Source organism: Rhizobium sp. M1 (assembly GCF_002531805.1).
GTDB lineage: Bacteria > Pseudomonadota > Alphaproteobacteria > Rhizobiales > Rhizobiaceae > Rhizobium > Rhizobium etli_C.
This window is the reverse complement of record NZ_NWSW01000001.1, coordinates 76319-100134: the sequence shown is the minus strand read 5'-3', so window position 1 is coordinate 100134 and position 23816 is coordinate 76319. Positions and strand designations below refer to the sequence as shown.

Genomic DNA, 23816 nt, shown 5'->3' with positions numbered 1-23816 from the left:
GAGGTTGTCAATCTCAATGAGCTGACATTGCGGCTGACTATTCGGACAGCATGCTTCAGTTCACCGCAGTCACCGTGAAACCCTGCTTGCGCAGCAGTTCGATGATGCCGCCCTGGCCGGGCAGGTGCAGGGCGCCGACGGCCATGAAGACGTTGCCGCCGTCGAGAATGGGAGCGGCGCGCTCGGCCATCACCTTGTTGCGATCGAGAATGACGCGCTGTTCGAAGGCCGCGTAATCGCCGGCCTCGTCTGCATTCGCCTGCGTCACGGTCTTCAGCATCGGCATCGTCATGCCGATATCGCCGGAGAGGTAGAGATCGGTCATCGTTTCGACGACGTCGCTCATCTTGTCGCCGAGTTCCAGCGTCTCGATCAGCGACTTCATATGGAATTCGACCGGCAGGTCGGCCATGGCCTGGATCTGTTCGGCAAGGGTCTCCAGCCCCTTGACCTGCTTGCCCTGAGCAACGGCGTCGGTGGCGATCTTCTGGTCGAGGAACTGCACGCCCCTGGCCTTGCGGGCGAGTTCGCAGGCCGGAAGCGCCACGGCGCTCGAGATCATCCATGGCCGCATGCGGGAGACGGCGCTGAGGGGGATGCCGCGCTTCTTGAGGCCGGCTTCCAGCCGCTGGTAATCCTCGGCAGACAGCAGCTTGTCGATCGTCGTGCCGTCGGTGAACATCGTCAGCTCCGGCCGCGCAAGCAGGGCGGCGGTCGCCTTGCGTTGATCGAGGATCTCGTCGGATTCGATGATGATCGTATCGGCGGCGTCGTGGGCTGTCTTGGCGCGCGGCGGCAGAGCCAGCACGCGCGGATCGGTGACATGCATGCTGCCAAGCAGCCATGACGGCGCAAGCCCTGCTTTTTCGATCTTCCAGAAGATGCCCTTGCCGTTCGGCACGGCCTCGGCTTCCTTGACCGCCTCGGCGTAGCGGGCGGGGTCGCTCTGCTGCAGATCGATCATCAGATTGCGGCCGGTGCAGGCACCGTCTTCGGCCGACGCCGGCCGTGCCGCCAGGAAGGCGACAAACAGCGCCGCAAGAAGCAGCATGTGGAAGGCTGCAATCAACCAGAGCAGCAGGTTGCCGGATGCTGCGAGGAGAGAGGTCCGGCGGCCGATTGATGTCGTCATGATGATGTTCCGGTCACATGCCTTATGCTTCATGCTCTACGCTCGGCTTGCGCATAATCCTTTAAGAGAATGCGTTAACGAAAACTTAGCGCATCGCATTACGTCGGATTCATGGGCGCTGAGCTTGCCGATAGGCGGCGTGCCGCTGTCACAACCATGCATCAAGCGCGCGGATGGGCTCGATCATACACCTCCAGCAGCCGCGATGCATCGACGCCGGTATAGACCTGCGTCGTCGAGAGGCTGGCATGGCCGAGCAGTTCCTGGATGGTGCGCAGATCGCCGCCGCCGGCAAGCAGGTGGGTGGCGAAGGAGTGGCGAAGCGCATGCGGTGTTGCCGTCTCCGGCAGGCCGAAGGCGCTGCGCAGCTTCTGCATGGCGCGCTGGATGATCGCCGCCTGCAGCTTGCCGCCGCGGGCGCCGCGAAACAGCGGCGCGTCGCTTTCGAGATGATAGGGGCAGAGCGCGCGATATCTCTCGACCGCGTCGAATACCACGGGCAGCAGCGGAACCAGTCGCGTCTTGTTGCCCTTGCCGGTGATGCGGAGCGTCGCCGCCCCCGTCGGCAGGTCGGCAGGAACGAGATCCAGCGCCTCGGAGATGCGCAGGCCGCAGCCGTAAAGCAGCGTCATGACCGCCGCATCGCGCGCGGCGATCCAAGGCTCGTCATGCAGCTGGGCTTCGTTGCTGACGACGGTGATCGCCTGCGTGTCCGACAGCGGCTTGGGAAGCGACTTCGGCTGTTTCGGCGAGCGGATCGCGGCAGCACCGGCGGCATTGACCAGGCCCTTCTTTTCGAGATGGCGCAACAGTGAGCGAAGGCCGGCCAGGTTGCGCCCGAGCGAACGGGCGCCGGAGCCCTGCTTGCGCCGCGCGGCAAGGAAGGCGCGAAAGTCGGCGGGGCGCAATTCCCGGATGTCGCTCAGCGTCACCGGGCCGGCGAGATGGCCGGTCAGGAAGGTCAGAAACTGGCGGGTGTCGCGCTCATAAGCATCGAGCGTATGCTCGGAAAGACGGCGTTCACGAGCGAGGTTTTCCAGCCACGCGGCGCGTTCCGCCATCAGGCGCGGGTCGGCGATAACAAGCAGTTCATTCACGTCGCTGGCCTTGAATTTGCCTTTAAGTCCGCCAATTTGAAGCAGGAACGGTTATGGAATTGCTAATGCCGGCCGAACCTTGTCATCCCTAGATCATATTCTACTGCGATAGCTTTATACCCCATAGACAGGATCTTTCATGGCACGGCGCGATTCCATGACGGCTTTCGGACAACTCGCGGAAGCGATCGCTCTTGTTTCACAGGGAAAGCCCGGTCATATCGTCGACACGCTGATTGCCGAACGCGGCCAGAGGATCGTCAAAAATCCGCTCTGGCCCGTCATGCGGCCGTTCCTCTACACGCTTCTGCGCTACAACAAGGCGATCGAATTCGCCAACGCGGTTGCCAAGATGACGGGCTTCCAGTCGTTCGAATATCTGAGCGGCGTGCTGAAGCTCGACATCGGCATCGCCAATGGCGAGCGCATCCCCGATACAGGCGGCTTCATCCTCGTCAGCAACCATCCGACCGGCATTGCCGACGGTGTCGCCGTATTCGACCTCCTGAAAACGCGCCGGCCCGACATGATGTTCTTTGCCAATCGCGATGCGATCCGCGTCAATCCGCGTTTCGCCGAGATGGTCATCCCGGTCGAGTGGCGGGAGGAGCACAAGAGCAAGCTCAAGGCGCGTGAGACGCTGCAATTGACCAACCACGCGGTGAGGGAAGGCAAGGCGACGGTGCTCTTTCCATCAGGCCGTATCGCCTATTGGGCGAACGGCCGGCTGAACGAACGCCCCTGGAAGACGTCGGCGGTCGGGCTGGCGCGCAAATACAATCTGCCGATCCTTCCCGTCCACATGACGGCGCGCAATTCCGGCCTGTTCTACTGGCTGGCGAAATGGTCGACGGAACTGCGCGACATGACGGTCTTTCATGAACTGCTGAACAAGCGCGGCGACCGTTTCGATTTCGTGATCGGCAATCTCATTCCGGCCGAACAGCTGGACGGCGACCTTAACGAGGTGACGAAGGCGCTGGAGAAACATACGGTGCACGACATGGCTGGCGATGGCGACGCAACCTTCGTGCCGGTCGGCCTCCAGGCCGCGCCGATGCCTCGCGAGCTTGCCGTTTCGGCAATCTAGATCGATCGTCGTTGCCATGACGATCGATATCCGCATGATCCGCGATCGATTGCCGCAGGAGATCGCAGATCTCGAAAACGAGGCCCGCCGGGAGGGCCATCTCCATATCACTCGCCTCATCGGCGATTGGTCGGTCGGTGCCGTCAGGTTCGAGGGTGACGGCGAAAGGTTGCTGGGCGCCTATGTTGCGGAGGGGCTTGCGGGCATCGGGGGCATGACCATCGAGCCCACCATGTCAGGGGCGTTGCGGATGCGGCGATTCTATATTCGTCCCGCAATGCGCCGGCGCGGCATCGGCCGGATGCTCGCCCTATCTCTGCTCGATCATGCGCGGCCCTGCTGCAGCATCGTCACCGTTCATGCGGGAAATGATGCCGCGGCAAAATTCTGGGAGTCGCTCGGGTTTCAGCCCCGCGGGCGGGGCCGTTATAGCCATGTTCTCGAGCTCGATGGGTCAGGCTGCCCTGACGGCGAATCGTCGTTGTTTCGCCGTCCATAGCCGCCGGCAATCATATCTGCTGCCGTCGATCCTGTCGCCCTCAAGCCCCATCCTCAGGCGCCGATCTCCTTGAGACGAATGGCCTGGCGGGCCAGCAGCCGCTCGACATCGGCAATATCGAGAGCCGAAAGCCTGGCGCCCGGTTTGCGCAGGTTCGCGGACTTGATGACGCCGCGCTTGGCAAGCACATATTTGCGGCAGGCAAGGCCGATGCCTTGCTGCTGTTCGTAGCGGGCAAGCGGCAGATAGGCATCGAAGATCGCATGGGCGCGATCGGGATTGCCAGCCGCATAGGCTTCGACGACGCCGACCATCATCTCGGGATAACAAAAGCCGGTCATGGCGCCATCGGCGCCCCGGCCCATCTCTTCGGGCAGGAAGAGCCCGCCATTGCCGCAAAGAATGGAGATGCGCCGCATGGCACCCTTGTCGCTGGCGGCGCGAAGCGCTGATATCTTGGCAAGACCCGGCCAATCCTCATGCTTGAGCATGACGCAATTCGTCACCGCGTTGACGATGCGCTCGATGACGGCAGGCGCGATCGTCACATTGGTGGTAAGGGGATAGTCCTGCAGCACGAAGGGCGTGTCGCCCAAGGCTTCGCCGACCGACTGGTAGAAGGCGAAGGCCTGGTCGTCGGTCTTGACGGTCCAGGGCGGCGCGACCATGACGCCGGCCGCACCTTCGCCCATGATGGCTTCGGCGAGTTCGCGCATCGGCGCAAGTCCGGGCGCCGAGACGCCGACGACGACGGGAAGGCGCCCGTCGAGGCGCTTCAGCACCCGTTCGACCACGGTCCGCGATTCCTCGGCGGTTAGCTTCGGAGCCTCGCCGAGCTGGCCGAGCACCGTCAGTCCGGTGACGCCGGCGCCCTCATAGAAGTCGACCATGCTGTCGATGCTGTCGAGATCGAGCGCGCCGTCGTCGGTGAACGGGGTTACGGCGATCACATAGACCCCCTTGGCGTCTTCGGTCAGTCTGGCCATTCGCGCGCTCCAATTCAGCGGCCGAAGAACAGCGCTTCGGCATTTCCAATTGAATCTCTCCGGCAATCTATGCGGCCAATCGTTCGTCGGGCAACCTTTTCTTGAGGGTACGGGCGATCCTGGCGAGCCCTCCGCAATCCGTATTCCGCGCAAGATGCGCCGCCTCGTCTTTGCGGTTCCAATTGCATCGATTTGCGGGCATGGTCTCGCCCGATGAGCACAGATTCGTCCGATCTCTTTGGCGCGCTGTTCGAAGCACCGCCCCTGAACCGAACGGTTCCGGTGCTGGTGCCGATGCCGGCGCCGAAACCCTATTCCTACTCGGTGCCGGAGGGCATGGCGGTCGAGCCCGGCTCGGTCGTGCAGGTGCCGCTTGGGCCGCGACAGGTGATCGGCGTCGTCTGGGACGGCGGCGAGGATGGCGTCGATCCGAAGAAGCTCCGTCCGATCAGCCATGTCTTCGACTGCCCGCCGCTTTCCCGGGAGATGCGGGATTTCATCGACTGGGTGGCGGCCTATACGCTCTCCCCGCCCGGCCTCGTCGCGCGCATGGCGCTCAGGGCGCCGAACGCCTTCGAGCCCGAGCCGATGGTCGAGGGGCTGAAGTTCGTCGGCGGCGAGCCGGAGCGGCTGACGCCGGCGCGCGTCCGGGTGCTCGAGACCGCTTCGGACGGCTTGTCCTGGACGCGCAGCGGCCTGGCGCATGCGGCGGGTGTTTCGACCAGCGTCGTCGACGGGCTGATCACGCTCGGCATCTTCGAAACGATCTTCCTGCCGCCGCCGCCGGTCGTGGCGATGCCGGATCCCGACTTTGCCACCGCGCGCCTCGAAGGGCCGCAGAAAGAGGCGGCCGCGGAGATCGTCTCCGACGTTCGCAAGGGCGAATTTACCGTATCGCTGATCGACGGCGTCACCGGTTCCGGCAAGACCGAGGTCTATTTCGAGGCGATCGCCGAGACGCTGAAACGTGGCAGGCAGGTGCTGATCCTGCTGCCGGAGATCGCGCTGACGGCCAGTTTCATGGAGCGTTTTCAGGATCGCTTCGGGGCAAAGCCCGCCGAATGGCATTCCGACCTCGCCCCGCGCATGCGCGAAAAAGTCTGGCGCCAGGCGGTGACCGGCGAAGTGCGCGTCGTGGCCGGCGCCCGCTCGGCGCTTTTCCTGCCTTTCGAGGATCTCGGCCTCATCATCGTCGACGAGGAGCACGATCCCGCCTACAAACAGGAGGATCGGGTCTTCTACAACGCCCGCGACATGGCCGTGGTGCGCGGCCGTATCGGCGATTTCCCGGTTGTCCTGGTGTCGGCGACGCCATCGGTCGAAAGCCAGGTCAACGGCCAGAACGGGCGCTACACCACCGTGCATCTGCCGACGCGCTTCGGCGATGCGGCGCTGCCCGACCTGCATCTCATCGACATGCGCAGGCACGCGCCGGAGCGGGGCGGTTTCCTGTCGCCGGTGCTGATCCGGGCGATCGGCAAGACGGTGGAGCGGCGCGAACAGGCGCTGCTCTTTCTCAACCGGCGCGGTTATGCGCCGCTGACGCTCTGCCGGGTCTGCGGTCACCGCTTCCAATGCCCGCAATGTTCGAGCTGGCTGGTCGAGCATCGTTTCCGCAAGCAGTTGCAGTGCCATCAATGCGGCCATGCCGAGCGCACGCCGGAAGCATGCCCGGAATGCGGCACGCTCGACCATCTGGTTGCCTGCGGGCCTGGCGTCGAGCGCATCGCCGAAGAGGTGGAGCGGCATTTCCCCGAGGCGCGGACGATCGTTCTTTCCTCGGATATCATGGGTGGGGTGAAGCGGCTGCGGCTGGAGCTCGATGCCATCGCCAAGGGCGAGGCCGATATCGTGATCGGCACCCAGCTCGTCGCCAAGGGCCACAATTTTCCGCTGATGACGCTGGTCGGCATCATCGACGCCGATCTTGGCCTCGCCAATGGCGATCCGCGCGCGGCCGAGCGCACGTTCCAGCTTCTGTCGCAGGTGACCGGCCGGGCCGGGCGCACCGGGCTCAAGAGCCATGGGCTGCTGCAGACCTACCAGCCGCAGCATCCCGTGATGCAGGCGATCGTATCCGGCGATTCCGATGCTTTTTACGAGCGCGAGATCACCGAGCGCGAACGCGCCGCCCTGCCGCCCTTCGGCCGGCTGGCCTCGATCATCGTCTCGGCCGAAACCCGCCACGACGCCGAAAACCATGCACGCGGCATGCGTAACGCCGCACCCCAGGTGTCCGGAATCTCGGTGCTCGGCCCGGCGGAGGCGCCGCTGGCGCTGGTGCGCGGCCGCCATCGCTTCCGGCTTCTCGTGCACGGTCGGCGCAACTCCGACATGCAGGGCTTCCTGCGGGCGATGCTGTCGCAATCGCCGAAGGAGCGCGGATCGGTGCAGGTGCAGCTCGATATCGATCCGCAGAGCTTTCTGTAGATCGTTCCGCACGCTGCGTTTCCGGATCCGGCCGATCATGGCATAAACACAGAATCAGCGGGTGATTTGGGGTCGAGGCATGGAATTTGAGTTTCCGACGGAATTTGGCGAGCAGCTTGCCTTCGGCGCAGCCGCCTTCACGGCCTTTGCCGGCTTCGTCATCATGTTTGCGCCCGGTCTTGCGATGAGGGTCTTCGGTCTGGCGCCGCGCGGCGAGCGGCCTGAAGGTTTCAGCGAGGTCCGATCGATGGGCGGCTTCTATCTCGGTCTTGGCCTCGCTGCTATCATGCTGGCTCAGCCGATGATTTATACCGCCTTCGGCGCAGCGTTCGCCATGGCCGCGTTTGCCCGCATCGTCTCCATCCTGTCAGATAAGGGGAGTACTTACCTCAACTATTTACTTCTGGTTGTGCAGGCGATTATCGCGGCATTGCCGCTGCTGTATGTTTTCGGCTTCTTCCAGGCATAATTTTCGCCGCCGGCGGCGGCTTGCGCGGCCCGCTTTCAGGCCATTGCGCAATTTTGCGAACAGAAATTCATGTGAAAGGCGTATTCGGGCATTACGCGTGTTGCGAGTCCGAACATCCTATGTTAGACGGACCCCGAATTTCGGAAGAAGCAAGAGGCTTCTCTTGTGATTTCTGGGGGAAATCAAAACGAATTCAAGATCATAGGTTCGGCGCCCGCCGAGAGCCGGATTTTGGATTGAAATCAGGGAAATTTGTGCCAGTGGCAGACACGTCCCAGCTTACTTCTGGTGTTGCCGAGCGCTATGCCTCGTCGCTTTTCGAGCTGGCGCTCGAACAGGGCGCCGTCGACAGCGTCACCGCCGATCTCGACCGTTTCCAGGCGATGCTGGATGAGAGCGCCGAACTGAAGCGCTTCGTCGCAAGCCCGGTTTTTTCCGCTGAAGACCAGCTGAAGGCGATTGTCGCCATCAGCGAGAGAGCTGGCATCAGCGGCTTCTTTGCTAATTTTCTGAAGGTCGTGGCGCGCAACCGCCGCCTGTTTGCCCTGCCGGGCATGATCAGGGCCTTCCGCCTCATCGCCGCGAATCATCGCGGTGAAATCTCCGCCGAGGTCACCTCGGCGCATGCGCTCTCCCAGGCGCAGGAAACCGAATTGAAGGCGGCACTCAAGAGCGTCACCGGCAAAGACGTGACGATTTCAGTCACGGTTGATCCGTCAATTCTTGGTGGTCTGATCGTGAAGGTCGGGTCCCGTCAGATTGATACGTCTCTTCGTACCAAACTCTCTACCCTTAAGCTCGCATTGAAAGAGGTTGGCTGATGGATATCCGCGCCGCGGAAATTTCCGCAATTCTCAAAGACCAGATCAAAAATTTCGGCAAAGAGGCAGAAGTCTCGGAAGTCGGCCAGGTTCTCTCCGTCGGTGACGGTATCGCTCGCGTTTACGGTCTGGACAATGTCCAGGCTGGTGAAATGGTCGAGTTCCCCGGCGGCATCCGCGGCATGGCCCTGAACCTTGAATCCGACAACGTCGGTGTCGTTATTTTCGGCTCCGACCGCGACATCAAGGAAGGCGACACCGTCAAGCGGACCGGCGCCATCGTCGACGTTCCGGTCGGTCCGGAACTGCTCGGCCGCGTCGTCGACGCGCTCGGCAATCCGATCGACGGCAAGGGCCCGATCAATGCGACCCGCCGTTCGCGCGTCGACGTCAAGGCGCCCGGCATCATTCCGCGCAAATCGGTTCATGAGCCGATGTCGACCGGCCTCAAGGCCATCGACGCGCTGATCCCGGTCGGCCGCGGCCAGCGCGAGCTCGTCATCGGCGACCGCCAGACCGGCAAGACCGCCATCCTGCTCGATGCCTTCCTCAACCAGAAGGCCATTCACGAGAGCGGTCCGGAAGGTGAGAAGCTTTACTGCGTCTACGTCGCCGTCGGCCAGAAGCGCTCGACCGTTGCCCAGTTCGTCAAGGTTCTCGAAGAGCGCGGCGCACTGAAGTACTCGATCATCGTTGCCGCCACGGCTTCCGACCCGGCGCCGATGCAGTTCCTGGCTCCGTTTGCCGGCTGCGCCATGGGCGAATATTTCCGCGACAACGGCATGCATGCGCTGATCGGCTATGACGACCTGTCCAAGCAGGCCGTGTCCTACCGCCAGATGTCGCTGCTGCTGCGCCGCCCGCCGGGCCGCGAAGCTTATCCGGGCGACGTTTTCTACCTGCATTCGCGCCTGCTCGAGCGTGCTGCGAAGATGAACGACGACAAGGGCGCCGGCTCGCTGACGGCTCTGCCGGTCATCGAAACGCAGGGCAACGACGTGTCGGCCTTCATTCCGACCAACGTGATCTCGATCACCGACGGTCAGATCTTCCTTGAAACCGACCTGTTCTATCAGGGTATCCGCCCGGCCGTGAACGTTGGTCTCTCGGTTTCCCGCGTCGGTTCGTCGGCGCAGATCAAGGCGATGAAGCAGGTTGCCGGCTCGATCAAGGGCGAACTCGCCCAGTATCGCGAAATGGCCGCCTTCGCCCAGTTCGGTTCGGACCTTGATGCTGCGACGCAGCGCCTCTTGAACCGCGGCGCACGCCTGACCGAACTCCTGAAGCAGCCGCAGTTCTCGCCGCTGAAGACGGAAGAGCAGGTCGCCGTGATCTTCGCCGGCGTCAACGGCTATCTCGACAAGCTGCCGGTCGCTTCGGTCGGCAAGTTCGAGCAGGGCTTCCTCTCCTATCTGCGTTCGGAAGGCTCCGCCATCCTCGACGCGATCCGCACGGAAAAGGCAATCAGCGACGATACCAAGGGCAAGCTCACCGCTGCTCTCGATAGCTTCGCAAAGTCTTTCTCGTAATCAGGCCCTAAGTTAGGACGGATCACGGATGCCTTCACTTAAGGATCTGAAAAACCGGATCGCCTCCGTCAAGGCGACGCAGAAGATCACCAAGGCGATGAAAATGGTCGCCGCGGCGAAGCTTCGGCGTGCGCAGGAGGCGGCCGAGGCCGCCCGGCCCTATTCGCAGCGCATGGGTGCGGTTCTGGCGAACATCGCCAAGGCCGTCACCGATGCGGATGGCGCACCGGCGCTGATGACCGGCACCGGCCAGGACAAGGTCCATCTGCTGGTGGTCTGCACGGCCGAGCGCGGTCTTTGCGGCGGCTTCAACTCGCAGATCGCCCGCTTTGCGCGCGATCATGTCCGCAAACTGCTTGCCGAGGGCAAGACGGTGAAGATCTTCACCGTCGGCAAGAAGGGTTACGACATCCTTCGCCGCGAATTTGCGCCGCTGATCATCGAGCGCAAGGAGCTGCGCGACGTCAAGAAGATCGGTTTCGAAAATGCCGACCAGATCGGCAAGCGCATCATCGAGATGTTTTCGGCCGGCGAGTTCGACGTCTGCACGCTGTTCTACTCCGAGTTCAAGTCGGTGATCAGCCAGGTTCCGACCGCGCAGCAGCTCATCCCGGCCAAGGCTCCGGAAGCCGCTGCCGAAGATGCCGCCCATGCCGGCGCCGTCTACGAATACGAGCCGGATCCGGCGTCGATCCTCGACGATCTGATCCCGCGCAACATCTCCGTCCAGATCTTCCGTGCTCTCCTTGAGAACGTCGCGGGCGAGATGGGCGCCAAGATGAGCGCCATGGACAATGCGACGCGCAATGCCGGTGAGATGATCAACAAGCTGACGCTTAGCTACAACCGTCAGCGTCAGGCTCAGATCACCAAGGAACTGATTGAAATCATTTCGGGCGCGGAAGCGCTCTGAGTTAGGGAAAGAGGGTAAGAATATGGCTGAGGCAGCTACCCGCTCTGTCGGCAAAGTCACCCAGGTTATCGGCGCCGTCGTCGACGTTGCTTTCGAAGGCGAACTGCCGGCGATTTTGAACGCGCTCGAAACCGACAACAACGGCAACCGTCTGGTTCTCGAAGTCGCCCAGCATCTGGGTGAAAACGAAGTTCGCACGATCGCCATGGACTCGAGCGAAGGTCTCGTTCGCGGCCAGCTGGTTACCGATACCGGCGCTCCGATCATGGTTCCCGTCGGCAACGAGACGCTCGGCCGTATCATGAACGTCATCGGCGAGCCGGTCGACGAAGCAGGTCCGCTGGTCACCGCTCACAAGCGCGCCATCCACCAGGATGCGCCTGCCTATGTCGACCAGTCGACGGAAGCGCAGATCCTCGTTACCGGCATCAAGGTCGTCGACCTTCTCGCCCCGTATGCACGCGGTGGCAAGATCGGCCTCTTCGGCGGTGCCGGCGTCGGCAAGACCGTTCTGATCATGGAACTGATCAACAACGTCGCCAAGGCGCATGGTGGTTACTCGGTTTTCGCAGGCGTCGGTGAACGCACCCGCGAAGGCAACGACCTTTACCATGAAATGATCGAATCGAACGTCAACAAGCATGGCGGTGGCGAAGGCTCGAAGGCTGCGCTCGTTTACGGTCAGATGAACGAGCCGCCGGGTGCGCGCGCCCGCGTCGCCCTGACCGGCCTGACGGTCGCCGAACACTTCCGCGACCAGGGCCAGGACGTTCTGTTCTTCGTCGACAACATCTTCCGCTTCACGCAGGCCGGTTCCGAAGTGTCGGCTCTGCTCGGCCGTATCCCGTCGGCGGTCGGCTATCAGCCGACGCTCGCAACCGACATGGGCCAGATGCAGGAGCGCATCACCACGACGACAACCGGCTCGATCACCTCGGTCCAGGCCATTTACGTTCCGGCCGACGACTTGACCGACCCGGCGCCGGCAACCTCGTTCGCCCACCTTGACGCAACGACGGTTCTGTCGCGTTCGATCGCTGAAAAGGGCATCTACCCGGCCGTCGATCCGCTCGACTCCACCTCGCGCATGCTCGACCCGATGGTTGTCGGCGAAGAGCATTACGAAGTGGCCCGTAAGGTTCAGTCGACGCTGCAGCGCTACAAGGCCCTGCAGGACATCATCGCCATCCTCGGCATGGACGAACTGTCCGAAGAGGACAAGATCGCCGTTGCCCGCGCCCGCAAGATCGAGCGCTTCCTGTCGCAGCCGTTCTTCGTCGCCGAAGTCTTCACCGGTTCGCCGGGCAAGCTCGTCGCCCTCGAAGACACGATCAAGGGCTTCAAGGGTCTCGTCAACGGCGAATACGACCACCTGCCGGAAGCTGCCTTCTACATGGTCGGATCGATGGACGAAGCTGTCGAGAAGGCCAAGAAGCTCGCTGCTGCCTGATGAGCGATGCTCAGGACGAGATATTCTGCTGCGACTCCCTGAAAGGGGTCGTGGCGGAACTTCCGGAACCGGCAGCACCTACCGTCTACCGTGCCGATAACGGCGTGATCATGATGGTCGTGGGGTTGGTTCAGACCGAGGAAGGCCTCGGATATCTCGACCAGGCGATAATGCACTGCCCGTTCTGCGGGACCAAATTGCAAGATGCAAAAGCCATAGCCGAGAAGGTAAGTCACTGATGGCTGACAATTTCAACTTTGAGCTCGTTTCGCCGGAGCGTCTGCTGCTGTCGGAGATGGTGACTGAGGTCGTCATTCCCGCGACCGAGGGCGAAATGACCGTCATGGCGCACCACGCGCCGACGATGACGACGATCAAGCCCGGTGTGGTGAGCGTGCGTTCGGCTTCCGGCAAGAAGCAGGATTATGTCGTGTTCGGCGGGTTTGCCGATATCCTGCCGACAGGCTGCACTTTGCTTGCCGAATCCGCCGTTCCCGTCGAGGAACTCCATAAGGACGAGCTGACCCGTCGTATCGAGGCTGCCCGCAAGGAGCTCGAACATGCCGAGCTGCACGAGCACAAGTCGAAGCTCGAGCATTTCATCATGGAACTGACGCATCTGCGCGGCATCGTCCAGCAGGACTGACCGGGTACCGACAGCTTCATTGAAAGGCGGCCTCAAAGGCCGCTTTTTTTGTGTCTATCTTCTCCTTGGATAGGGACAACAGTGTTGTCGTGCGGCTTCAAACGAACGCGGCCGCTGTTTCGGTTGAGAAAACAGACGGCTTCAATCAGCTCAGGGAAAACTCCAAAAGCGCGCCACAATCTTTCGAAGCGGCATGTGCTGCTGACGGATTATGCAGCGCAGCTTTGCCGCAGCGTCTCAGAAGCCGGTGCCGCCGCGCAGCTCGATGATCAGTGTCTTGAACAGGATCTTCAGGTCGAGCAGCAGGCTGAAATTCCTGACATAATAGATATCACAGGCGATGCGGGCCCGGGCTTCCAGCGGCCGTGTCGTCGGGCCGCGCCAGCCACGTGTTTGTGCGAGGCCGGTGATGCCGGGGCGCATGATGTGTCGATGGTGGTAGTTCGGCACCACTTCCTCGTAGAGCCTGCCGGCTGCGCGCATGTTGATGGCATGGCAGCGTGGGCCGACCAGCGACATCTCGCCCCTGAGGACGTTCAGCAGTTGCGGCAGTTCGTCGATATTGGTCCTGCGGAGCATTGCGCCGATGCCGGTCATCCTGGCGTCGCCCTTGACGGTCTGCTGGACGCCGCTGGGATCGCAAGCTTCCGCCCGCATCGAGCGGAATTTGAAGACGTTGATCTTCCGGCCGTTCAGCCCCCAGCGGATCTGGCGGAAGAACACCGGACCGCCATCGTCGAGCTTGATGAAAAGAGCGATCGCCAGAAAAAGCGGCGCCAGCACGAGGAGGGCGTTGGCCGAGATGACGATGTCGATCAGCCGTTTCACGGCCAGTCGCAGCGCCGCCTTTCCTTCGCCATTGGAAAAGCTCTCCGGCTGGCGAATGTTGGAGTTCGCTATGACCAGGGTCCTGATTTTGATCTGACGCTGAGACGGATCGAAGCGTGAATTCGTCTTCGAAGTAAAAGCATTCATTACGCAAGGCCCGTAAGTTTAGATGCAATACTGAACTGTAGGGAGACAAATACATGCTCGCGTAAGGTTTGTCATCGGGATAAATAGGAAATTGCTAACCCTAAAGACACCAAAAATGGGAGTATTCCCTGTTAACCTTAATGCCTGTAGTTGAAGTGGAAACGAAATTATACTTTAAAAGGAGTAGCCCGATCGGGTGAGTGCGATGTCAGACGGTTTCCCAAGTCGATCGCCGGTCGTTCCAGCAGGTGATAGCTGAGACTTGCCACCAGAAGGACGAGCGCCACCGTCAGCCCGCAGGATTGCAGCCAGCCGGTGACGACATTGTCCGAGGAGGCGCCGAACGAACCGGGGTCGAGTCTCTGGATCAATGTCAGGATGATCTCCTGCCAGATATAAATGCCGAACGAGATCTTGGCGACGTAGCGGACGGGAGCGTTGTCGAGCAGCCTGCCCAGGCGATGCGAATGGCAGAGCGATACGAGCGCGGTTGCGATCGCCAGCGGAAAGACCGGAAATCCGTAGGGTATGTCGAGCCAGCCGTAAGCCTCGGCCGAACCGCCGGGCGATATGGCGAGGCGGTAGCCGGCAATGGCAAAAGCGAGAAGCGCTGCGGCATCGAACCAGAAGGAACGCCTTGCAGGCAGCATGACGTCGATGCCGGCGGCAAGCGCGCCGAGCGCGAAGACCGCGAAGAAGCCGATCGGATTGTAGTTGGGCATCCATTCCTTCGCCCCGCCCTGCAGGCCATAGGCCCAGCCGCGCCCGATGTCGTCGAGCGCAAAGAGCCTCAGGATTGCCAGATGGGCAATGAGGACGACGGCAATGACGCAGAGCCAGGCGGAACGGGCCAGCAACCGGCGCTGCCGCAGCCGCGGCAGGCGAAACAGCAGGAGAAAGCAGGCGGGCAGGAGCACATAGCTGCTGACCTCGAAGGGGATGGACCAGAGCGGTCCGTTGGCTTCGACAGGGAAAAACGTGCGCCAATGCCATTGGCTCATGAACAGCAGTCCGGAGATGTAGCGAAGCGCAAGCTCCGGTGTCAGCGGCGCGGCAAGCAGCGTCAGGCTGACAACGAAGCTGACCGTGGCGGCGACCCAGAAGCCGGGGGCGATGCGCGCCGCCCTGCGGATGGCGTAGGTCCCGAGGCTCGGCATGTCGCCGCCGGCATCGAGCGCGCGCCAGAAGGGACGGGCCAGAAGAAAGCCGCTGAGCACGAAGAAAATGGCGACGCCGAAATTGCCGAAGCGGAGGATGTGCGCCGTCGATGCCAATTCATCGGGAATTCGGCGCATATCCAGCCGGAGCGCGAGATGATGAGCAAGCACCAGCAGGCAGGCCGTCGCGCGCAGAAAGTCCGCTCCGGCCAGTCTCTCCTGTGGTCGCATGTCATTCCCCACCCTGCCGATCCGGCTCAAACCGTCCCGATCCGAAACTTGCCGCGGAACGCCGCCGCGGGCAAGGCCGGGGCGGCGTTCAGCCGAGGAGTTCGTTGGTATAATAGGTGGAAAAGTCCGGCTTCTCCTTGAGTGCTGCGCCATTCGCATCGACCAGGATGCCGTTCTCGAGCAGGAAGGCGCCGATGGCATCGGCCTTCGCCGGGTCGATTGTGCCGATCACGCCGGCCTCGGATTTGAGGAAATGCCCGTCGATCAATGCCTTCTGGGACGCTTTTACCAGTTCCGTATTCATCAGTGCGCCATTGCTGTTGGAAATCAGCAGGTCGCAGGCTTCGTCAGGATGGTCGACGGAATAGGCATAACCCTGGCGCGTGGCCTGGATGAAGGCGCGGGCGTGTTCCCGACTCACCGCAAGATAGGCGTCGCTGGAAACGATGACGGTCGTCTGCTCGTCGGGAATGCCATAATCGGAATAGTGGAAGCGGCCGAGCTTGCGGTTTTCCAGCTCGGCGGCGATGCCTTCCCAGGTGTAGATCTCCAGCGTGAAATCGACCGAGCCATTGTCCAGCGCCTCGTAGGCGGAAGTGCCGAGGGTGACGGTCTTGACGTCGCCCGTGCCGCCGTCATTGCGGATCATCGCGGAGATCAGAGCGCTCTCCCAGGTGCCGCCAAAGCCGCCATAGGTCTTGCCGTCGAGATCTTTAGGGCTCTTGATGTCGTCGCGTCCGGCCTTATAGATCAGACGCGCGGTTTCGGTCTGGACGACGCCGTAGACCATCTTCACGTCACCGCCGCCGGCGCGCTGCGTCATGGCCTCGATCTCGCTGCTGATGCCGAAATCGGCGACCCCGTTCGACACCAGCGTGCCGGCGCTGGTGTCGGTAAAGGGTAGAATTTCGACGTCGAGGCCGGCGGCGGCATAGAAGCCCTTCGCCTTGGCGACATAGATGCCGATATGGTTGGTGTTGGGCGTCCAGTCGAGCGCAATGCGAACCTTTGCCGGCGCTGACTGGGCGAAGGCGGTGCGGCCGGCGAGGCTTGTCGCCAGGGCGGCGAGGATCGTCTGTCGACGGGTGAGAAGCAGCATGGTGACCTCCTCAGGTCTCTAGAGCATGATGCCGAAAAGTGTGAGCGGTTTTCGGACGACATCATGCTCTAACTCTTTAAATTGGAGCAGGATTCTGATTTAGGCCGACCGGCCTAAAATCATCCTGTTCTAGCGGATGAAGCAGGGTTTGCAGGATTTCGGTCTCGATCGCCTGGGCCGCCGGCGAGCCGAGATCGGCGATGCTTCTCGGGCGGGGCAGGGGAACGCGGAATTGGCGGATGATACGCGCCGGGCGCGCCGATAGCACGTAGATCCGGTCGGAGAGGAACACCGCCTCGCGAACGTCGTGGGTGATCAACAAGGCCGTCCAGCGATGTTGCGTCCACATGCCCTGCAGCCATTCCTGGATCTGCGTGCGCGTCAGCGCGTCCAGCGCGCCGAAAGGCTCGTCGAGCAGCAGCATGTCCTGGCTCTGGACGACGGTGCGCAACAGCGCGGCGCGCTGGCGCATGCCGCCGGAGAGCTCGGCGGGATAATGGTGTTCGAAGCCGGCAAGGCCGAAATGCTCGAACAGCGGCGCCACGGTGGCGCGGGCGGCGCGACGGCTCATGCCGCCCACCTCCAGGCCGAGTGCGGCATTGTCGATGATCCGGCGCCAGGGCATCAGCGCGTCGCGTTGCGGCATGAAGGCAAAGGAATGCGGTGCCTGTTCCAGCGGGGCGCCCTTGAAGAGCAAGGCGCCTGAATCGGGTCGAAGCGCCTGGGTCAGCAGTCCGAGTACCGTCGACTTTCCGGAGCCGGAGGGGCCGACGATCGAGACGAACTCGCCGCTTGCGACAGCGAGCGAAATGTCGCCGAGCACCTGCATGCCGTCGAAGGATTTCGAAATCTTGCGCAGTTCGACCAGTTCATCGGTCATCGGCGGCGCTCCCCGGACGGTTGCCAGGGCATGACGAGGCGCTCGATCATCAGCGTCACTCCGAAGAGGCAGAGTGTCAGTACGGCGCTGACGACGACGGCGGCGAGGACGAGATCCGGCCGGAAATTGTTCTTGGCGTTGAGGATATAGATGCCGAGGCCGCGTGCGGCTCCCGCATATTCGGCAAAGATCGCGCCGACGACGGCATAGGTGATCGAGATCCTGAGGCCGGCGAAGAAATAGGGCAGCGAGGAGGGAAGCCGGGCCAGGCGGAAAATGCGCCAGCGGCTTGCCTTCATCGAGTTCAAGAGTTCAGCGATGTCGCGGTCGGTTGCCTCATAACCCTGCAGCAAAGCGACGAGCAGCGGGAAGAAGGTGACGAGCGCAACCAGCAATATCTTCGGCAACAGGCCGAAACCGAACCAGAGGACGACGAGGGGCGCGATCGCCACCAGCGGCAGGGTCTGGCTGGCAATGAAGATCGGCAGCAATGCCCGGCGCATGAAGGGCATGAAATCCATCAGGATCGACGAGACGAAAGCGAAGGCGAGCGACAGGGCGAAGCCGCCGAGTGTGGCGCCGAGCGTCGGCCAAGTGTTTGATATCAACGCTTCGCGGTTCAGCCAGCCCTGGGTCAGGATGCGCGAAGGCGCCGGCAGGATGGACGGTTTGATGCCGGAGAGATCGACATAAAGTTCCCATGCGGCCAGAAAAGCAAAACCGGCGAGCAGGGCGGGGGTCGCCCGGTAGAGGGCGGCACCGAGCGCGGCAAGGCGCGAATCCGATGGTGGTGGCGATGTCATCAGCGTCGATTTCAGGCTTTCGTCCGGCTGCATGATTCTTCAGGTCGGAATCGATCCAAGGACAAAATCATGCAGCGATTCAAAGTGCCGCGGCGCCCTTGGCGCGCTTGAAAAGTCGCGCGGCGCCGCAGATGCGCAAACCTGTCGAAGACATCGGGAATGGTGCCGGCGAGCCTGCCGGATATCGGAAAGGGTGACACTTGTGCGCCGGAAAACATCTGAACCTCGCTCCGCTGGCATTACCCAGATCAGCTTTGAAGGGTCCGGAGGCTTGCGCTTCTCATCTCAGCCCCGGCGACACGGAGCTCCCCTGTTATTTCAGCGAAAACTATCATCGGGGTTTTCTTACCGCAACCGCAAAATCACACATCCGTCCGCCGGGTCGGAACGGAACCGCGGACGCGAAAAAACACCCGGGCGGAGTCCTGCCCGGGTGTTTTCCGAGGTTCCGTACCTGCCGGGAACGGAACCCGAGCTCGTCTCAGGCGGCTATATCGGCAGGACGCGGCCGTGGCGAGGGTGGCAAATGCCGGCGCCATGATTTCAGTCCGCTATCGACCGGGTGATCTGACTGTCGCTCCTTCCTGCACCTGGGCTTTACGCCCGGGGGAGCAGGCGTTATAAAACCTCAACTAATATTGAGGTCAAGAGGCGATGGATACGATCACCGTTACGCCGCTCGGCAGGCTTTTGACGGTCGGCGAAGTGGCGGAACGCAGCGGTCTTGCCGTCTCGGCATTGCATTTCTATGAGGCCAAGGGGCTGATCTCCAGCATCCGCACGCGCGGCAATCAGCGGCGTTACGGACGTGACGTGCTTCGCCGGCTCGGCATCATCAAGGTGGCGCAACGTGTCGGCATTCCGCTTTCGGAAATCCAGACGGCGTTTGCCTCCCTGCCGCAGGGGCGCACGCCGACGGTTGCTGACTGGCAGACGCTGTCGGCGCGCTGGAAGAATGAACTCGACGAGCGAATCAGACGGCTCAGCCTGCTGCGAGACCGTCTGACCGGCTGCATCGGCTGCGGCTGTCTGTCGATCGACAGCTGCCCCTTGCGCAATCCCTGCGATCGGCTTGGCGAGGAAGGGCCGGGTGCGCGGCTTCTGGAGAGCGGGAACGAAAGCTGAGCCTCCCGGAGCTCTCTCCTGCGCGGAAAGATCGATGCGTGCCTTTCTTTCGGCCGGCGCGCGCATATGTTAAGGGCGAATGACGCAACCGGCGGCATCGTCCGCGAGGAGGACGGCTTCGTGTTCCATCCGAGACTATTCGAAAATCGCAATGTCGTCGTCACCGGCGCCGGGCGGGGCATCGGCCTCGAGGTGGCCCGGCAGTTCCTGGACTGCGGCGCGAAGGTGATCGTCCATACCGGGCGCAAACCGGGACGGGATCTGCCGGATTTCCTGCTGACGGCTGGATCGGAAAGACGGGCGCTGTTGCTCAACGCCGATTTCACCGCGGTCGGCGGCGCTGCGCAATTTGCAGAGGACGCTCTCGCCTTCTTCGACAAGGTGCATGTGCTCGTCAACAATGCCGGCACCATGCTCGGCCGTTTTCCGGCCGCGACGCTGACCGACGCGGATTATGAAGCGATCGTACGGCTGAACCAGACGTCGGTGGTGGCGCTGACCCGGGCGCTGTTGCCGGCATTGAAGGCGGCCGAAGGCGCCGCCATCGTCAACACGGTTTCGATTTCAGCGCTGACTGGCGGCAGTCCCGGTTCTTCGGTCTATTCGGCCTCGAAAGCCTTCGTTTCCACCTATTCCAAGGCGCTTGCCCGTGAGCTGGCGCCGGATGGCATCCGGGTCAATTGCGTCTCGCCGGGAACGATCGAGACGGATTTCCATGAGCGCTATTCCTCCCGCGAAAAGCTGGAGCAGACGCGAAAATCCATTCCCCTGCAACGGCTCGGCACGGCCGAGGATTGCGCTCCCGCCTATCTGTTCCTGGCGTCTTCTTCGCTCTCCGGATACATTACGGGCCAAGTCCTCGAGATCAACGGCGGTCAGCTTATCTGCTGATTTACTTGGACCTTTTTTGGCATTTCATCACATTTGACGAATTCGCTTGTGCGAATATGCTATTGTGCTGATCTACCTTTTGCTTCCCTTCCGAGATGCCGAATGCCGTTGCCTATACCGGAGCCGGGGATGACCGGCCAGGAATTGCACAAACTCGCTGCAAAAGCCCATGAAGCGAGCGATCTGCTGAAGGCGCTGGCGCATCAGAGCCGACTTCTCATCCTCTGCATCCTCGCGAATGAGGAGCGGACAGTGGGTGAAATCGAGAATATTCTCGGCATACAACAGGCAATGGTCTCGCAGCAACTCGCGCGTCTGAGGCTCGAAGGGCTGGTCAATACGCGCCGTCAGGGCAGGCTGGTCTATTACAGCATCGGCAATCTCAGCGTGCTTGCCTTCCTCGAATCGCTGTTCGATCTTTTTCCGGCTGCCGAAAGCGGTTAAAGCATGTCGGGTCGCGCGGCGGCTGCCGCGCAGAAGATGGGCTGGATCCGGATGATATCATGCCGGGTCGGGAGACCGGATGATCGACAAGCTGGAATTCTTCATCGCCCTTGCCAATGAAAAGCATTTCGGCCGCGCTGCGGAGGAATGCGGGATTTCGCAGCCGACGCTCTCGGCCGCCATCCGCCAGCTGGAGGATCAGCTCGGCGTCATGCTGGTGCAGCGCGGGTCGCGGTTTCAGGGGCTGACGCCGGAGGGGCAGCGCGTGCTCGAATGGGCGCGGCGCATCGTCGGCGATGCCCGCACCATGCGCGAGGAAATGCGCGCGGCGCGGCGCGGTCTTTCCGGCCACATTCGCCTCGCCGCCATTCCGACGGCGCTCGCCATGCTGTCGCGCATCACCACGCCCTTTCAGGAACGACATCCGGGCGTGACCTTCTCGATCGTCTCGCGCAATTCGCTGCAGGTGCTGAGCATGCTCGAAAATCTCGAGATCGACGCCGGCATCACCTACCTTGAAAATGAGCCGCTCGGCCGCGTCACCAGTGTTCCCCTCTATGCCGAGCGCTATCATCTGATCACGGCTGCGGGCAGCCCGCTGTCTGATCGCGACACTGTGACCTGGAAGGAGGTCGGCGATCTTCGGCTTTGTCTATTGACCGCCGACATGCAGAACCGACGCATCATCAATCGGCACCTGACGGAAGCCGGCGCGACGGTGCATCCAACCCTCGAATCCAACTCGATGATCGTGCTGTTCTCGCATGTCAGAACCGGACGCTGGGCAAGCATCATGCCGCGCAACGTCGCGAAATCATTTGGATTCCCAATAGAAATCCGCATGATCCCGATCGTTGAACCGGAGGCCCACCATCTGGTCGGCCTCGTCGCGCCGTATCGCGAGCCCTTCACGCCGCTCGTGTCGGCCTTGCTGCATGAAGCGCGAGTGCTCGTGCAGGATGAAGAGCTCTGATAGGAAAAACCTATCAATCCACAAGATAGCTTTATTGATCGTCGCCAGCTTCCTTGAGATGCTGCGTGTGGGATGGCCTCGCTGGGGAGGGCGCCATTCCGCAACGAGCCAGCGGCTGGGAGGGCTGCCTTATGACCATTCATATCGCCGAAGGCGATATCGCAGCACGCACGCGTTCCATTGTCGCCGACCTTCGCTTCCTTGAAGGGCCGCTGCTTCCCATTCTGCATCAAGTTCAGCAGGAATTCGGTTATGTGCCGCAGCAAGCCCTGCCCGTGATCGCGGAGGAACTGAACCTTTCGCGCGCCGAGGTGCATGGCGTGATGAGCTTTTATCACGATTATCGCGACCACCCCGCCGGGCGGCATGTGCTGAAGCTCTGTCGCGCCGAGGCCTGTCAGTCGATGGGCGGCGACGCGCTGGCTGAGCGCATCAAGGCGCTGCTCGGCATCGATTTTCACCAGACGACGCTCGACGGCAGCGTGACGCTGGAGGCGGTCTACTGCCTCGGGCTCTGCGCCTGCGGCCCGTCGGCGATGCTCGATGGCGAGGTGTATGGCCGGGTCGACGATCAGATGGCGACGGAACTCGTTGCGGAGGCGCGCCGATGACAGTCAAGATATATGTTCCGCGCGATGCCGCTGCGCTGGCGCTCGGGGCCGAAAAGGTGGCAAAGGCGATTGCCCAGGAGATCGTCGCCCGCGGCCTCGATGCCGAGATCGTGCGCAACGGCTCGCGCGGAATGTTCTGGCTGGAGCCGCTGGTCGAGGTCGAGCTTGCCGGCAAGCGCATCGGCTACGGACCGGTGAAGGCAAAGGATGTGTCCGGTCTTTTCGACGCCGGCATTGCCAATGGCGGCGATCACCCGCTCTGTCTCGGGGAGGTTGAAGACCTCCCGTTCCTGAAGCAACAGACCCGCCTGACCTTCGCCCGCTGCGGCGTCATCGATCCGCTCTCGCTTTCGGATTACGAGGCGCATGGCGGCCTTGCCGGCCTCCGCCGCGCCGTTTCGATGGCGCCCGCCGAAATCGTCAAGGAAGTCACCGATTCCGGCCTGCGTGGACGCGGCGGCGCAGGTTTCCCCACGGGCATCAAATGGAAGACCGTTCTCGATGCGGCCGGCGACCGCAAATATATCGTCTGCAATGCCGATGAGGGCGACAGCGGCACCTTTGCCGACCGGATGATCATGGAGGGCGATCCCTTCGTGCTGATCGAAGGCATGGCGATATCAGGACTTGCGACCGGCGCCACGAAGGGCTTCGTCTACACGCGGTCGGAATATCCGCATGCGATCGCTGCGATGAGCGAGGCCGTCGCCATCGCGCGACAGGCCGGGATCCTCGGCCCGTCGGTGCTCGGCTCGGGCCGCGCCTTCGATATCGAAGTGCGCACCGGCGCCGGCGCCTATGTCTGCGGCGAGGAGACGGCCCTTTTGAACAGCCTCGAAGGCAAGCGCGGCGTCGTGCGCGCCAAGCCGCCGCTGCCGGCGCATAAGGGACTGTTCGACTGTCCGACCGTCATCAACAACGTGATCTCGCTCGCTTCCGTGCCCGTGATCATGGAGAAGGGCGCCGCCTTCTATCGCGATTTCGGCATGGGCCGCTCGCGCGGCACCATCCCGCTGCAGATCGCCGGCAATATCAGATATGGCGGTCTTTACGAAACAGCCTTCGGTCTTTCGCTCGGCGATATCGTCGACAGGATCGGCGGCGGTACGGCGACGGGACGGCCGGTCAAGGCCGTGCAGGTCGGCGGGCCGCTTGGGGCCTATTTCCCGCGGGCCCTGTTCGACACGCCGTTCGATTACGAATTCTTCGCCGCCCGGGACGGGCTGATCGGCCATGCCGGCATCGTCGTCTTCGACGACACCGCCGATATGCTGAAGCAGGCGCGTTTCGCCATGGAGTTCTGCGCCGTCGAAAGCTGCGGCAAGTGCACGCCTTGCCGCATCGGCTCGACGCGCGGCGTCGAGACGGCCGACAAGATCGCCCATGGCATCGAGCCGGAGAAGAACCGGGCGCTGCTGGCCGATCTCTGCAATACGATGAAATTCGGCTCGCTCTGCGCCCTCGGCGGATTCACGCCCTATCCCGTCATGAGCGCGATGACGCATTTCCCGGAGGATTTTTCGCCGGCGCCGATTGCGGAGGCGGCTGAGTGATGACTTTCCACC

At 62.3% G+C, this 23816-nt stretch carries 23 protein-coding genes, 1 pseudogene and 1 riboswitch; of the genes and pseudogenes, 16 read left to right on the top strand and 8 right to left on the bottom strand.

The features are described 5' to 3' along the window. Positions 1-55: 55 nt before the first annotated feature. Together CO655_RS00495 and CO655_RS00490 are read right to left on the bottom strand one after the other, a co-directional pair. The gene (locus tag CO655_RS00495) at positions 56-1132 is read right to left on the bottom strand and encodes a TraB/GumN family protein (RefSeq protein ID WP_097663475.1); all 1077 of its coding nucleotides are present in this window, start codon (positions 1130-1132) and stop codon (positions 56-58) included. A 161-nt stretch (positions 1133-1293) separates the two neighbouring features. Next, positions 1294-2229: a tyrosine recombinase XerC gene (locus CO655_RS00490; protein WP_097605960.1), complete on the bottom strand. Its 936-nt coding sequence runs from the start codon at positions 2227-2229 to the stop codon at positions 1294-1296. Positions 2230-2368: 139 nt separating this feature from the next. Here CO655_RS00490 and CO655_RS00485 point away from each other — a divergent pair, with 139 nt between their 5' ends. After that, positions 2369-3319, top strand: coding sequence for a GNAT family N-acetyltransferase (locus CO655_RS00485; RefSeq protein WP_097605961.1), 951 nt, complete (start codon positions 2369-2371; stop codon positions 3317-3319). A gap of 16 nt (positions 3320-3335) precedes the next feature. Further along, complete coding sequence (locus tag CO655_RS00480) at positions 3336-3818, top strand: GNAT family N-acetyltransferase (protein ID WP_097663474.1); 483 nt, start codon at positions 3336-3338, stop codon at positions 3816-3818. A gap of 53 nt (positions 3819-3871) precedes the next feature. Here the strand turns inward: CO655_RS00480 and CO655_RS00475 are convergent, their stop codons facing one another. Beyond that, on the bottom strand, positions 3872-4804 hold the full coding sequence (locus CO655_RS00475; RefSeq protein WP_097663473.1) for a dihydrodipicolinate synthase family protein: 933 nt from the start codon (positions 4802-4804) through the stop codon (positions 3872-3874). 213 nt (positions 4805-5017) lie between these two features. Here CO655_RS00475 and CO655_RS00470 point away from each other — a divergent pair, with 213 nt between their 5' ends. The 8 genes from CO655_RS00470 to CO655_RS00435 all read left to right on the top strand — a co-directional run bounded on the left by CO655_RS00470 (position 5018) and on the right by CO655_RS00435 (position 13062). Further along, positions 5018-7234: a primosomal protein N' gene (locus CO655_RS00470; protein ID WP_097663472.1), complete on the top strand. Its 2217-nt coding sequence runs from the start codon at positions 5018-5020 to the stop codon at positions 7232-7234. Positions 7235-7313: 79 nt separating this feature from the next. Beyond that, a complete protein-coding gene (locus CO655_RS00465; protein WP_010026651.1) occupies positions 7314-7703 on the top strand; it encodes a hypothetical protein in 390 nt (129 codons plus the stop codon). A gap of 254 nt (positions 7704-7957) precedes the next feature. Beyond that, complete coding sequence (locus CO655_RS00460) at positions 7958-8524, top strand: F0F1 ATP synthase subunit delta (protein ID WP_170964966.1); 567 nt, start codon at positions 7958-7960, stop codon at positions 8522-8524. After that, a complete protein-coding gene (gene atpA / locus CO655_RS00455) occupies positions 8524-10053 on the top strand; it encodes a F0F1 ATP synthase subunit alpha (protein WP_097605965.1) in 1530 nt (509 codons plus the stop codon). Before CO655_RS00460 ends, atpA begins: the two co-directional genes overlap by 1 nt. A 28-nt stretch (positions 10054-10081) precedes the next feature. Beyond that, entirely contained in the window at positions 10082-10966 is an 885-nt protein-coding gene (locus CO655_RS00450) for a F0F1 ATP synthase subunit gamma (protein WP_097605966.1), read from the top strand. A 22-nt stretch (positions 10967-10988) separates the two neighbouring features. After that, positions 10989-12416, top strand: coding sequence for a F0F1 ATP synthase subunit beta (atpD, locus tag CO655_RS00445; protein ID WP_097605967.1), 1428 nt, complete (start codon positions 10989-10991; stop codon positions 12414-12416). Beyond that, complete coding sequence (locus CO655_RS00440) at positions 12416-12655, top strand: hypothetical protein (protein ID WP_097605968.1); 240 nt, start codon at positions 12416-12418, stop codon at positions 12653-12655. Before atpD ends, CO655_RS00440 begins: the two co-directional genes overlap by 1 nt. Further along, positions 12655-13062: a F0F1 ATP synthase subunit epsilon gene (locus CO655_RS00435; RefSeq protein WP_010053653.1), complete on the top strand. Its 408-nt coding sequence runs from the start codon at positions 12655-12657 to the stop codon at positions 13060-13062. Before CO655_RS00440 ends, CO655_RS00435 begins: the two co-directional genes overlap by 1 nt. A gap of 237 nt (positions 13063-13299) precedes the next feature. Here the strand turns inward: CO655_RS00435 and CO655_RS00430 are convergent, their stop codons facing one another. The 5 genes and pseudogenes from CO655_RS00430 to CO655_RS00410 form a co-directional block, all read right to left on the bottom strand. After that, positions 13300-14037 carry a sugar transferase gene (locus tag CO655_RS00430; protein ID WP_097605969.1) on the bottom strand — a complete coding sequence of 246 codons (738 nt, stop codon included), beginning with the start codon at positions 14035-14037 and terminating at the stop codon, positions 13300-13302. Positions 14038-14204: 167 nt separating this feature from the next. Continuing rightward, positions 14205-15425: an acyltransferase gene (locus CO655_RS00425; protein WP_097663471.1), complete on the bottom strand. Its 1221-nt coding sequence runs from the start codon at positions 15423-15425 to the stop codon at positions 14205-14207. A gap of 88 nt (positions 15426-15513) precedes the next feature. Next, positions 15514-16524 carry an ABC transporter substrate-binding protein gene (locus CO655_RS00420; protein WP_097605971.1) on the bottom strand — a complete coding sequence of 337 codons (1011 nt, stop codon included), beginning with the start codon at positions 16522-16524 and terminating at the stop codon, positions 15514-15516. A gap of 68 nt (positions 16525-16592) precedes the next feature. Next, positions 16593-17404 (bottom strand): annotated as a pseudogene (locus tag CO655_RS00415) (ABC transporter ATP-binding protein). Further along, positions 17401-18207, bottom strand: coding sequence for an ABC transporter permease (locus tag CO655_RS00410; RefSeq protein ID WP_097606008.1), 807 nt, complete (start codon positions 18205-18207; stop codon positions 17401-17403). The pseudogene CO655_RS00415 and the gene CO655_RS00410 overlap by 4 nt, the downstream one beginning before the upstream one ends. 208 nt (positions 18208-18415) lie before the next feature. Further along, a riboswitch (TPP riboswitch) is annotated at positions 18416-18529 on the bottom strand. Positions 18530-18861: 332 nt separating this feature from the next. Between CO655_RS00410 and soxR the strand changes: the two genes are divergently transcribed. From soxR to CO655_RS00380, 6 genes are all read left to right on the top strand, one after another. Next, a complete protein-coding gene (soxR, locus tag CO655_RS00405; protein WP_097605973.1) occupies positions 18862-19332 on the top strand; it encodes a redox-sensitive transcriptional activator SoxR in 471 nt (156 codons plus the stop codon). Between the two features lie 120 nt (positions 19333-19452). Next, on the top strand, positions 19453-20223 hold the full coding sequence (locus tag CO655_RS00400; RefSeq protein WP_097663636.1) for an SDR family oxidoreductase: 771 nt from the start codon (positions 19453-19455) through the stop codon (positions 20221-20223). 102 nt (positions 20224-20325) lie between these two features. Then, positions 20326-20667, top strand: coding sequence for a metalloregulator ArsR/SmtB family transcription factor (locus CO655_RS00395; protein ID WP_097605974.1), 342 nt, complete (start codon positions 20326-20328; stop codon positions 20665-20667). A 79-nt stretch (positions 20668-20746) separates the two neighbouring features. Then, on the top strand, positions 20747-21640 hold the full coding sequence (locus CO655_RS00390) for a LysR family transcriptional regulator (RefSeq protein ID WP_097663469.1): 894 nt from the start codon (positions 20747-20749) through the stop codon (positions 21638-21640). A gap of 131 nt (positions 21641-21771) precedes the next feature. Next, on the top strand, positions 21772-22251 hold the full coding sequence (locus CO655_RS00385; RefSeq protein ID WP_097580631.1) for a formate dehydrogenase subunit gamma: 480 nt from the start codon (positions 21772-21774) through the stop codon (positions 22249-22251). Beyond that, complete coding sequence (locus CO655_RS00380; RefSeq protein ID WP_097663468.1) at positions 22248-23804, top strand: NADH-quinone oxidoreductase subunit NuoF; 1557 nt, start codon at positions 22248-22250, stop codon at positions 23802-23804. Before CO655_RS00385 ends, CO655_RS00380 begins: the two co-directional genes overlap by 4 nt. The last annotated feature ends 12 nt before the right edge of the window (positions 23805-23816 follow it).